We start from the raw sequence: 1,657 nt of genomic DNA, 5'->3' as shown, positions 1-1,657 counted from the left end.
CTATAAAATAATGACTTTAATTTGAGATTAAATAATGAAAAAGACAATTAAAAGCGATGCCTTGGAGTGGTGGGCCGAGAAGACAAAATCGGGTGATCATGTAGTCTCATCTTCAGAGGTTCCCGGGCAACGACAGAGAGAAATTCTAGTCAAAGAGAAATTCCTTTATCCAATTATCAAAGGCGTTTGGATATTGAAGCGCCCTGAGGACGACATCGAAGATATCTTCCTGCTTCTTTATTGGCAGGTTGTCAAGAAGATTCTTGCCCGATATAGCCATTGGTCGCTTCGAGGCAAGTCCGCTCTTTTGGTTTTGGATGGAGACCACAGCGTGCAAAAGCATCTTCTAGTTAGAATCAACACAAAGACCACAAGAAAAATAACACTGCCATTAGGCTATGATATATCGTTGGCCTATGATCCGAGATTTGATGAGCGTTTGATAAAGAATGTGGAGATTGCCGGTCTCTCAGTCCCTGTTGATGTTGCCGAGCGGGTGCTTGTCGATGCCGGTAAGCTTGAACCGAGTGCCGAAGTCAAAAGTTTCATTGCCGGTAATCAGTTCAATAAAAGACTAATTGAGGCAGTGTATGCCTCTTCCCCTAAGCCCTATATTTTTGCAAGACTCATCCGCATGGCGAAGGAGGCGAACCGTCTTGGTCTTGTAGCCGACCTTGAGAAAATCGTTGAGACTCATACCCATTATCGTGTTGCCAAGAGAGAGAAGATCGAGACATCCACTCCCCTTAAGGCGGAAGTCATTTCTCCACCCTGGGTCGTTCGCCAGGAGCTTGAGATAAGAGATTTTGAAAAGGCTTTATCTGAACAGTTTTCTCCCAGGATCAAAAGCTTAGAAAAGAAGCCGCTTGATAAACTTATCGCTCAGGCCAAAGAGCACAAGAAATATGATACCTACCATTCAACCACGCTAGAAGGTTATAGAATTACACCTGAGGAGGTAGAAGCACTTCTTTCCGGCGATATTCCTGAGGAGAGAAAGAGCGAAGGTGACAAGTATTTTGAAGAGATTAAAAATCGCATGGCGATTCTTGGATACTCAGAGGCTTTTGATTTTGTCATGGGAAGGATCCAAGCCGATTTCGGCCATCCGGTTGCGAGTGAAGGCTTGGTTCAAGATACATATTACCATCTCTTTAAGCCGTCTGCGGATGCTAAGCTTATCGATTACATAACTCTCGTTAGTTATCGGAACATGATGGTTTTTATTCGAGGAAGCTCGTATGTACCGCCATCCCATGAAAAGTTAGCCGATTTAATGAGAAGCTTTGTCACTCTAATAAACGAGATCGAAAATCCGGTTATCAAAGCGATCCTGGCTCATTACCTATTCGTTACCATTCATCCTTATATTGACGGTAATGGCCGAACGGCAAGGCTTCTCATGAACTATTTCCTTTTAAGTAGTGGGTACTCGTGGATCACGATTCGAGCTGATCAGAGAACCCCGTATTTCAACGCTTTAAAAACAGCAAATTTAGAACAGGACATCCTGATGTTTGGGGAGTTTATAATCGGAATGATTGAGAAAGCGTCAGGCTAGACTATTGTGTGTAATTATGGTGAGGACAAAAGGGGTGCTAAATGGCGTACAAATTTAGACGACTTGATACAGACCTTGTTTGTCCGGTTGAGAAAG

General features: G+C 43.3%; 1 protein-coding gene. It reads left to right on the top strand.

Annotated features, from left to right (window positions below; all coding sequences use genetic code 11):
* Positions 1-34 precede the first annotated feature (34 nt).
* Positions 35-1,561, top strand: a complete 1,527-nt coding sequence (locus tag COY37_RS10280; RefSeq protein WP_286977485.1) for a Fic family protein — start codon at positions 35-37, stop codon at positions 1,559-1,561.
* The last annotated feature ends 96 nt before the right edge of the window (positions 1,562-1,657 follow it).

It is taken from the genome of Candidatus Aquicultor secundus (assembly GCF_002791875.1).
GTDB classification, from domain to species: Bacteria; Actinomycetota; Aquicultoria; order Aquicultorales; family Aquicultoraceae; genus Aquicultor_A; species Aquicultor_A secundus.
Note: the sequence above shows the minus strand (reverse complement) of the source record. Positions and strands in the feature narration are given on the sequence as shown.